Source organism: Streptomyces sp. NPDC058864 (assembly GCF_042742985.1).
In the GTDB taxonomy this organism is placed as follows: domain Bacteria; phylum Actinomycetota; class Actinomycetes; order Streptomycetales; family Streptomycetaceae; genus Actinacidiphila.
Genome location: NZ_JBHYMQ010000042.1, coordinates 59,597 through 68,739, shown reverse-complemented (window position 1 = coordinate 68,739; position 9,143 = coordinate 59,597). Strand labels below are relative to the sequence as shown.

At 68.0% G+C, this 9,143-nt stretch carries 14 protein-coding genes; 6 read left to right on the top strand and 8 right to left on the bottom strand.

The genetic code is table 11. The features are described from left to right. Window positions 1–96: 96 nt before the first annotated feature. The 3 genes from ACFW3D_RS27350 to ACFW3D_RS27340 are packed head-to-tail and all read right to left on the bottom strand — an operon-like array spanning window position 97 to window position 1,081. Complete coding sequence (locus tag ACFW3D_RS27350) at window positions 97–399, bottom strand: hypothetical protein (protein WP_500508113.1); 303 nt, start codon at window positions 397–399, stop codon at window positions 97–99. Continuing rightward, window positions 396–728 carry a diguanylate cyclase domain-containing protein gene (locus ACFW3D_RS27345; protein ID WP_500508128.1) on the bottom strand — a complete coding sequence of 111 codons (333 nt, stop codon included), beginning with the start codon at window positions 726–728 and terminating at the stop codon, window positions 396–398. The genes ACFW3D_RS27350 and ACFW3D_RS27345 overlap by 4 nt, the downstream gene beginning before the upstream one ends. Further along, on the bottom strand, window positions 665–1,081 hold the full coding sequence (locus ACFW3D_RS27340) for a GGDEF domain-containing protein (protein ID WP_500508111.1): 417 nt from the start codon (window positions 1,079–1,081) through the stop codon (window positions 665–667). Before ACFW3D_RS27340 ends, ACFW3D_RS27345 begins: the two co-directional genes overlap by 64 nt. Before the next feature lie 374 nt (window positions 1,082–1,455). Between ACFW3D_RS27340 and ACFW3D_RS27335 the strand changes: the two genes are divergently transcribed. The 6 genes from ACFW3D_RS27335 to ACFW3D_RS27310 all read left to right on the top strand — a co-directional run bounded on the left by ACFW3D_RS27335 (window position 1,456) and on the right by ACFW3D_RS27310 (window position 5,128). Further along, window positions 1,456–1,794: a hypothetical protein gene (locus tag ACFW3D_RS27335; RefSeq protein WP_500508109.1), complete on the top strand. Its 339-nt coding sequence runs from the start codon at window positions 1,456–1,458 to the stop codon at window positions 1,792–1,794. Window positions 1,795–1,933: 139 nt separating this feature from the next. Further along, the gene (locus ACFW3D_RS27330) at window positions 1,934–2,320 is read left to right on the top strand and encodes a DnaB-like helicase N-terminal domain-containing protein (protein ID WP_500508126.1); all 387 of its coding nucleotides are present in this window, start codon (window positions 1,934–1,936) and stop codon (window positions 2,318–2,320) included. Between the two features lie 133 nt (window positions 2,321–2,453). Beyond that, window positions 2,454–3,143: a transposase family protein gene (locus tag ACFW3D_RS27325; protein ID WP_500508107.1), complete on the top strand. Its 690-nt coding sequence runs from the start codon at window positions 2,454–2,456 to the stop codon at window positions 3,141–3,143. Then, complete coding sequence (locus ACFW3D_RS27320; RefSeq protein ID WP_500508105.1) at window positions 3,047–3,598, top strand: ISAs1 family transposase; 552 nt, start codon at window positions 3,047–3,049, stop codon at window positions 3,596–3,598. Before ACFW3D_RS27325 ends, ACFW3D_RS27320 begins: the two co-directional genes overlap by 97 nt. Window positions 3,599–3,611: 13 nt before the next feature. Next, the gene (locus ACFW3D_RS27315; RefSeq protein ID WP_500508103.1) at window positions 3,612–3,806 is read left to right on the top strand and encodes a hypothetical protein; all 195 of its coding nucleotides are present in this window, start codon (window positions 3,612–3,614) and stop codon (window positions 3,804–3,806) included. Window positions 3,807–4,483: 677 nt separating this feature from the next. After that, window positions 4,484–5,128, top strand: a complete 645-nt coding sequence (locus ACFW3D_RS27310; RefSeq protein ID WP_500508101.1) for a hypothetical protein — start codon at window positions 4,484–4,486, stop codon at window positions 5,126–5,128. 393 nt (window positions 5,129–5,521) lie between these two features. Here ACFW3D_RS27310 and ACFW3D_RS27305 read toward each other — a convergent pair whose 3' ends face one another. The 5 genes from ACFW3D_RS27305 to ACFW3D_RS27285 all read right to left on the bottom strand — a co-directional run bounded on the left by ACFW3D_RS27305 (window position 5,522) and on the right by ACFW3D_RS27285 (window position 8,906). Next, window positions 5,522–6,268: a hypothetical protein gene (locus ACFW3D_RS27305; protein WP_500508099.1), complete on the bottom strand. Its 747-nt coding sequence runs from the start codon at window positions 6,266–6,268 to the stop codon at window positions 5,522–5,524. A 225-nt stretch (window positions 6,269–6,493) separates the two neighbouring features. Continuing rightward, entirely contained in the window at window positions 6,494–7,063 is a 570-nt protein-coding gene (locus ACFW3D_RS27300) for a hypothetical protein (RefSeq protein ID WP_500508097.1), read from the bottom strand. A 45-nt stretch (window positions 7,064–7,108) separates the two neighbouring features. Beyond that, entirely contained in the window at window positions 7,109–7,666 is a 558-nt protein-coding gene (locus tag ACFW3D_RS27295; RefSeq protein WP_500508095.1) for a hypothetical protein, read from the bottom strand. A gap of 135 nt (window positions 7,667–7,801) precedes the next feature. Next, window positions 7,802–8,395 carry a hypothetical protein gene (locus tag ACFW3D_RS27290; RefSeq protein ID WP_500508093.1) on the bottom strand — a complete coding sequence of 198 codons (594 nt, stop codon included), beginning with the start codon at window positions 8,393–8,395 and terminating at the stop codon, window positions 7,802–7,804. Beyond that, window positions 8,388–8,906 carry a SigE family RNA polymerase sigma factor gene (locus ACFW3D_RS27285; RefSeq protein WP_500508091.1) on the bottom strand — a complete coding sequence of 173 codons (519 nt, stop codon included), beginning with the start codon at window positions 8,904–8,906 and terminating at the stop codon, window positions 8,388–8,390. The genes ACFW3D_RS27290 and ACFW3D_RS27285 overlap by 8 nt, the downstream gene beginning before the upstream one ends. Window positions 8,907–9,143 lie beyond the last annotated feature (237 nt).

Below are 9,143 nucleotides of genomic sequence, written 5' to 3'. Positions count from 1 at the left end.
CCACCCCCCAGGTCATCCGTTCGACAGGGGGTAACAGTCATGCCGGGCCCGAAGGCCAGCGGCCCCATTGCAGGACCGCGAAAAACATAACGGGGATCACGCGTGGATGTTGTTGCGCTTACCCCGGGGCGGGTCGGAGACGAACTGGGCCTTGCCGGGGTTTTCGGCGTTCCAGCCTTCGGCGCAGACCTTGTGGGCCGTGGGCCGGTTCACTGTTGTGTGTGAGCGCAGCGGGGTGAGCTTTCCGCACGGTACGCAGGGCGTATCCCAGCGGAAGTAGGAGGCGTCGTGCCAGTCCAAAAGTGCGGGCTGCGTGGCCGGGGTGACGGCGGTGTCTGTGTCGGTGACGACGGTGAGGTGGCGGGCCCGGGGCCGACGGTTCCCGGTATGGCCGGTCATAGGACCTGTCCCGGGGCGTGGGTGCCGGGTCGGCCGGGGTGGCGGCCGTTGACCGGGGTGACCGCTGCGTCCTCGTTGCCGGCCAGGTGCGGGAACGCCTCGGTGCCAGTCTTGACCCGGTACATGGCGACGTCGGCGGCGTGCAGGAGGGCGCCGTAGTCGTCGCCGGGCAGGTCGGTGGTGTGGGCGGCGCCGATGGAGACGGTGAACGGCAGCAGGAGGTCCTGGTACAGGACGGGGCGGTTCATGTGCGCCCGCAGTGCGGTCAGCTCACGGCCGGCCGCGTGGCGGGGGAGGTGTACGAGGGCGACGAATTCGTCGCCTCCCAGGCATGCGGCGACGCCTCAGTGGGCGGTGGCCCACTGCCAAAGGCGGTGGGCGAGGGTGATACGACCTGGTCGCCAGCGGCGTGCCCGAAACCATCGTTGATGGCCTTGAAGCCGTTGCCGTCGCACATCACCAGCAGCAACTGCTGGGTGCGGTGGCCGGAGGCCAGGGACTTGGTGGCATAGGCGGCCAGTCCGTCGCGGCCGGGCAGGCCGGTGAGCGGATCGCGGCGGGCGGCCTCCAGCCGGCAGCGGACACGGACGCCGTCCACGACGGCCGCCGCCAGCGCGAGCGGCACACCGGTGACAAGCAGCAGTGCGCGCGAACGCTGCCGTAAGAGAGTCGCAACGGACATGATGGAACCTCCGGTCTCGCCTTTCGGGGCGAGGTCAGGAGAGGCGCACCCGTTCTTGATGGCGTGCGCCAACCACACCGACGACCCGGGCTACGTAATCGCGCACATGCAGCAGCTCGCCGACAAGGCGCACATGTCGCTCCGGTCCCCGCAGGACAACAAAGCCCGTCTACTGAAGCGCAACCTGGTCAAGACATCGCCGCGATTCAGCCCGAAGAACGGCGCGCAGATCGTCAACCCATTCCGAATAGTCTGTGCCCCTTCCCCTTCGTTCTTCTCCCTCTCCCCTCTCCCGCCGCAGCCAACGCTGCGGCATCAGAGGGCAGCTCCCCGGACGCAGGAGAGAAGAGGCTGCACCCGAAAACCCAGCAGCGGTGCCGATCCAGCGGCCTGGCAACGCGGAGGCAGATCAGGTTCTCGCTGCCTACATCGAGGCGCTGCACCGGCCGATGACGGGGCCCGTACAGCAGGCGCTGCGGACGGCTGCGGTGGAGTTGCTGGCGCAGGGCTTTCCAGTGTGGTGGCTGCGTGACCGGGCCAAGGAGATGGCTACACGGGTATGGACGGATCTGGTCAAGCATGCGGAGCGGTCAACGGTTCCGGCGGATCAGTGCGGGGCGTGTGACAGGCACACCCGTAAGCAGTTCGACGAGTCCTTTGAGTACGTCGACTGCCCCGACTGCAGCACGCTTGCTGTGGCAGGTACCCGGTGACCGACCTTCAGATTCCCGGCAGCGTGATGCCGCGCGGTATGCGCCGCCGCATGACCTGGAAGCCGAGATGGCCGTCTGGGAACGATGCTGTTGTCGCGTGACGCGATCGGCGAGGTCCTCGAGGTAGTGTCCGGCGGGCATTTCTGCCGGCCCCGCGCACGCGACCGTGTTCGCCACGATCGTCGCCCTGTATCTGCGGGGCGACGCGGCGGACCCGATCGCCGTGGCGACCGAGCTGACCAGGACCGGCGAGATTCCCCGGGTCGGCGGCGCGCCGTACCTGCATGAGCTGGGGCAGGCCACACCGACCGTCCCCAACGCCGAGCACTACGCCCTTATCGTTCGCGAGTGCGCCGCGCTCCGGGATGTGATCACCGCGAACCTGACCGCAGCGAACCAGGCGATGCGCGGTGAAGGCACCGCCAGCAAGATCATCGCCACCCAGCAACAGGCGCTGCAGGCCGTTTATCACGACACCGGCGATGACAGCCTGGACCTACTCGGCCCGGCCCTGGACCAGGGCTGATTCAAAGTCGTGGTGATCACGAGGGTGTGCAGGTCGCAGGGGTGTGACGATCCGGTGGGAGGCCGTCACGAACGCAACGAAGCTCCGGTTGACGGGGTGACCTTGCCAAGTCGCCCTGCCTTCCGGAGCTTCGATGTGCCGCCAGTCTGCCACTGTCTGTCTGACCAAGTCGCCCACCGCCGCCCAGCGCGCCGCGCACGGCATCGCCAAGCGACTGGGGGTTCTTCGCGATCCGCGGGATCGGCGCGGACGGCGCCACGCGCTGGTGGCAGTCCTGCTCACCGCCTGCTGCGCGGTGCTGGCCGGAGCCTGCTCCTATCTGGCCATCGGCCAGTGGGCACGCCATGCACCGCAGGACACCCTGGCCCGCCTCGGCGTACGTGCCGCAGGCCCGCTGGGCGTGCGCCGCGCACCATCTGGCTCCACGATCCGCCGCATTCTGACCCTGGTGCGTCCCGGCGGGCTCGCCGACCTGCTCGGATGCGACCCCGCCGGCGCCCGGACCCTGGCCGTTGACGGCAAGTGCGCCCGCGGCTCGCGCACCGATGTCACCCCGGCCGCCCACCTGCTGTCCGCCGTCCTCACCGGCGGACGCACCGTCAGTCAACTTCGGGTGCCGGACAAGACCACCGAGGTCACCGGCTTCACCCGCCTGCTGGCGCCGTTCGACCTGGCCGGCGTCGTGGTGACCGCCGACGCCCTGCACACCCACCGCGACCACGCCAGGTGGCTGGTGGGAAGAAGGCGCACTACGTGCTCGTGGTCAAGCGGAACCAGCCGACGCTGCACGATGCGCTGCGCTCCTTGCCGTGGAAACAGGTGACCGCGCGGCGCTACGAGCGCGAGAGCGGACACGGGCGGCGCGAGACCCGCTCGGTGCGCACCCTCACCGTCACCGACCTCGGCCTGGACTTCCCGCACGTGGCGCAGGCCGCAAAGATCCACCGGCACCGCACCGACCTCAGGACCGGCAAGATCACCCGCGAGACCGTCTACACCATCACCGACCTTCCGGCACGCGCGGCATCCCCGCAGGTAATCGGCCAACTCGCCCGCTCGCAGTGGGGTATCGAGGCTGTGCACCACGTCAGAGACACCACCTTCAGCGAGGACGCCTCGAAGATCCGAACCGGGCACGGGCCGGAGAACATGGCCACGCTGCGCAGCTTCGCGATCAGCACCCTGCGCACCGCCGGGCATCGCGGCATCGCCTCCAGCCTGCGCGAGGTCTCCTACACGCCCTTCACCCGCCCGCTGAACCTGATCGGCCTGCCCTGACCAGCAACGCCACATGATCACCACGACTTTGAATCAGCCCTGGGCCCTGGACCCTTTCCACGACGACTACGACCGCCGCGCCGCCAGCACCGGCGCGCTCAGCGGAATCTCCACCGGCTTCATCGACCTGAACACCCTGACCAACGGGGTGCAGCCCGGCCAGCTCATCGTCGTCGCAGGCCCCCCGCCATGCGCAAGTCCACCCTGACCATGGACTTCGTCCGCGCCTGCTCGCTACGCGACGGGCACCATCGGTGTTCTTCAGCCTCGAGATGGGCCGCCTGGAGGTCACCCAACGACTGCTGTCCGCCCAGGCCAAGGTGCCGCTACACCACATCCGCAACGCCACCCTCCCCGACGAGCTGCGGCAGAAGGTCAACTGTGCACCGAACCCACCCCCAGAAACACGACGACGGCCTGCACAACCCCAACGGGGCCACATTAGGCCGTCGTCACGCAGGCCCCGGATTTACCAACAGCGTTTGCTGCCGTCCGGGGCCCGTCCTGTTCGGATGTTGTCTGACCTGCACGTGGGCCCCGCAGTAGCAGTCGTTGAGACGTACGGAACACTTCGCGAGGTCTTGGGCGATGCTGCCCCCGTCACGGCGGGCGCACTGCCCTGGCTGGCCCTCGTTCTCAGCAGGCACTATCACCGCGTGTCATGTATGGTGACCGTGCGTGTCTATCGGAGTGCTATGCACCTGGCATGTGCCAGAAGCCCCTGGCTGGCCTCCACCCATGAAAGGAACATCAGTGAACGCTCGATTTGGCGTGCGCCGAGGCGCGCTCGCGGTCATAGCCCTGGCCGCGATAGCGGCGTCGACAGTCCCAGGATCGACGGCTGCCCTCGCAGACGAAAGGGATCTCTTCGCAGACAACTGGGGCGTGATCACCCGTAACACGATCGGCTCCCCCGTCGCCATCCTGAGGAACGGACCGGTCGGCTCCTTCGGCGTACCGGCATCCGCCGCCCGGCCGCCCTACGGCACCGGCAGCCTGGGCATCGAAGTCGCGAACAACTCCACCACGCTGAATCCCCCCAGCGAGAAGGTCGATTTCGGCAACGAACGCGACTTCTACGGCAACCCGGTGCTCGGCCTGACCAAGGTCGGCTTCCACGTCTTCCAGACCAGTGAGAACCTCGGCTACGGCGGCCCGACCAACATGCCGAACATCAGGTTCGAGATCGACCCGAACATGACCGCCGGCGACAACTACTCCACCATGGTGTGGACCCCGCCCGCCTCCCCCGTGGTGGACCGCTGGAGCCCGTACATCGACGCCACCACCACCGGCACTTGGTTCCTCACCCGCAACGAGACCTCCTGCACCCAGGCCACCCCGTGCACGTTCACCCAACTGAAAGCCTCCTTCACCGGCGGCATCGCACCACCGACCATCCTCACCGTCGCCGTCGGCAAGGGCCGCGACAACATGTGGATCGGCGCCGTCGACGGCCTCCGCATCAACCACAACATCTACGACTTCGAAGCCGACGGCGTCAAAACCCGCCTCCAACTCTTCGGATAGGCAAACATGCCGGAGTGGCGCCAAGCCAGCCCACCACCTGGCCCTCGCGCCCACCGCCGGCCATGGGTAACCGAAGCCCGCCCGACAGGCGAACACCCGGGCCCCTGACCCGCCACGGACGCCTTCCATCGCCAGGCCCGGTTCCCTGCCGTGGACAACACCCGCCGCCAGACCATGAGGTTAACCGAACAACGGTGAGCCGAACTCGACGCGCTCGGCATGCGCGCGCCCAGGCCGCCCCGCGACGGCCTAAGAGGCGGGCACACCCCGCGCAGGGGACCAGCGCGGACTATCAATCAACGTCGATCTCGTTACCCACGTTTCAATCGTCGCCGAAACCCCTTGCAACCAGCGCAAATCCGTTAACTACCCAGCCTTGGGACAAGGCCTCCGTCAGGGCTTGTACAGCGACTTCAGGCTGGTCACCTGACCTGCTCCGTCGAAGACCAAGCCGTACCCGATGCCGTCGTACAGGCCGGAGTCCAGCTGGTTCAGCAAGGTGACGAACTGGGCCGGGGAGTAGGGCAGCAGCTCGCCGCGGCTGAACCCAGCGACCTCGCCGCGAACCTGGGTCGTCAGCAGAACTCGGGCGTTCTTGGCCATGGGCACCGTGGTGAACGGGCCAGTGCCCGGGAGGATCTCCCAGGTGTCGAACTGGATGTTGATCTTCTTCTGGGCGGGCCGCACCGACAGATAGGTCAGTCCGCCCTCGGTCCAGGCCTTGTTGATCGTCACGAACTGCTCGGTGCCAGCGAAGGCGGCCTTACTGGTCGAGGCCGACGTGTCCTTCGCCGCCTCGCTGCTGTCGGAACGGGTGCCCGTCTGTGTGGAAGGCGACTTTGTCTTTGCGACAGTGGTGGGCTCCGCGAACTTCTGACCGCCGTCCGACCGGGTACCCGAATTACCGGCCGGTGCGGATGGCGACACCTTCTTCGTGGCCTCGGCAGGCTCTGCGGACTTCTTGCCGCCATCGGCCCGGGCGTCCGTCTCGTCGGCCGATATGGAAGACGGCGTCGGCTTTGCGGCCGCGGCGGGGTCCATCCGATCCACGGGCTTCTGGCTGCATCCGGTCAGGGCAATGGCGCCGAGGGTGACAACGCTGAGCCAGCGCATGGTGGTCCGGCAGCGTGAGGTGTTCATCGTCAACTGCTCCTGGAAGCCGGTCTGGTTGGGTTACATGGTCTCTACGCCCCACACCGTCTGCCGGGTTGCATCCCGGGCAGATTGTTTTTGGAGTTTCGCGAGCGCACCGAACTGTGATGTCGCCGCATTCCCACGCAACGACAAAGATCCCGACCGGTCGGGAAGACCGGCGGGATCTCGCCATCCGTTCCCGAACGAACTCAGGAACTGTCTTTGACTACCTCACTGGACGGTCAGCCAAAAGGCTTCTCTCAGCGATTGAATTCGGCCCTCGCCGTCGTAGTCGACGGCGAACGCCCAGTGCGGTCCGGCGCGCAGCCGGCCCACCAGTTCGCCCAGCCGCATGTCCCCCGGCTTCCCGCCGGCCACTTGCTTCACCTCCACCGGGGTCTGTGTCGGCATGGTCACCTTGTGTACCACTCCGGTACGAAGCTGCTCCACGGTGACCTGGACCGTATCCCCCTTCAGCAGCACTGCGTCGTACACGTAGCCGAGTTCGCTGGCGTACTCCTCACCCGGGGCCGGCGTCGGGGGCACGAACCGTAGCGTGCTCGGTGTTGTCGGCTTCGCGGCAGCCGGTGCCGGCGCCGGACCGAGCCGGACCGGAGACAGGACTCCCACGGCCAGAGCAGCGGTCAGAATCACGCCGCCGGAAACCAGAGCCGCCTGCTTGCGGCGCCGCCGCTGATTGCCGCGTGCCCGAATCTGCTCCGCGGCCGGCGGCACGGCGAACCGCTGCCCCGAGGCAGCAAGATCGGCGAGGTGATCCCCCAAGCCGGTCTCGTCAACCATGCTCCACCTCCTCCGCGGTCCCCCTGAGGCCCAGGCGTGCGCGGCTCACGACGAGTACAAAGACTGCAGTTTGACCACCTGCCCCTCTCCGTCGAAGCTCAGGTCGTACCCGATGCCTGGAGAGATCCTGGGGTCCAGCTGCTCATGCAGGGTGACGAACTCGGCCTGGGAGTACGGCAGCGGCTCGCCCCGGCTGGCGCCGGATGCATCGTCGTCGCCGCGGACCTGGACCGTCAGCAGAACCCGGGCATCCTCGGCCATGGTCACCGTCGTGAAGGCCCCCGTGCCGGGGATGATCTCCCACGTGTCGAACCGGGTGACCTCCTTCTGAGCGGGCCGCACCGACAGATACGTCCGTCCGCCCTCGGTCCAGGCCTTGTCGATGGTGACAAACTGCTTGGTGCCGGCCCACGGGGTCTTACTGGTCGACGCCTGCGTGTCCTGCGAACCCTCGCCGTCGTCCGACGGGGCGGCCGTCTCGCCACTGCCGGCCGGTGCGGTGTCCGTCCCCGCGGCCGCGATGGGATCCGTGGGCTCCTTGTCCTTCTCGCCGCATCCGGTCAAAACAAGCGCGCCGAAGGCGACAACGGTGAGCAGGCGCATGGTGGCCCGGCGGGGCGAGGCAGTCATGGTCAACGTTCTCCTGGAAGCCGGTGTGGTGGGGTTACACGGTCTCTACGCCGCACACCATCCCCCGGGTTGCATCCCGGTCAGACTTTTTCCGACCTCTGCTGAAGCTCAGTCGACGGTCAGCCAGGATGCTTCCCGCAGCGACTGAATCCGGCCTTCACCGTCGTAGTCGAGGGCGAACGCCCACCGCGGCCCGCCGCTCAGCCGGTCCACCAGCTCCCCCAACCGCATGTCCGCCGGCTTTCCACCGGCCACCTGCTCCACCTCGACCGGGGTCTGCGGGGACAGCGTCACCTGGTGCACCACCCCGGTGGGTACGGCCGTTCCCCGCTCGGTACGAAGCTGCTCCACGGTCACCTGGACCGCGTTCTCCAGCACCATCGCGTTGTACACGTAGCCGATCTCGCGGGCGTACTCCTCACCCGGGGCCGGCCTCGGGGGTACGAACTGGGGAGCACTCCGCGACGGTGTCGGCTTCGCGGCCGTCGGTGCCGACTCCGGACCCGGCAGGACCAGCGACAGGCCTCCCACGGCGACGACAGCGGCCACCAGCACGCCGCCCGACATCTGGGCTGCCCGCTTACGGCGCCGACGCCGGTCACCGCGCACCCGGATCTGCTCCGCGGCCAGCGGCACGGCGAACCGCCGGCCCTCGGCGGCAAGGCCGGCGAGGTGATCATCCAAACCAGTCTCGTCAACCATGCTCCACCTCCGAACCTCGGCCCACCCGCGGATCCAGCTCAGTATCGGCCAGAATCCTTGCCAGCGCGGCCCGCCCCCGGCTCAGCTGTGCCTTGACTGTACCGACGGGGCAGTTGGTCTCGGCAGCCACCTGTTTCACCTCCAGATCGCACAGGTGGTGGAGTACGATGGCCCGCCGCTGCGCCGCGGGGATCTGCCGCAGCGCCTGTACCAGCAGCACATGGTGGGTGTCCGGCGGCGGTACGTCCGCGGGCGGGCCCTGGCGCCGCGCGAAGGAGAGCGCGGTTCGCACTCGCCGCCACCGGCTGACCGCCAGCCGCCAGGCCACGGTACGCACCCATGCCTCGGGTGCACCGTCTTTGTCCAGCTGGGCCCGATGCTCCCAGGCCCGGACGAAGGCTTCCTGGACCACGTCCTGTGCCTCGGCACGGTCGCCGATCATGGCGTACAGCTGGCCGATGAGCCGCCTCACGCTCCCGGTATAGAAGGCGTCGAACGCCTGCTCGTCCATCCCCCGCCTGCAGTTCCTGGTGGCCATACATTTGTTCAATCGCGCGAACAGTGCCACCTGACAGGCCTGCGACACAAGGAGCTGTTACGTCACCGAGACCTGATCGATGACGGAACCGAGACTGCTGAGCACCTGCTGGTCACAGCCCAAACAACCCCGACAGGCGCCTGCCGGAAGCATCCCTCGCCCACCAGCAGGCCGCCGCGCCCGTGCCGGCCGCACCCGCCGCTGACGCCA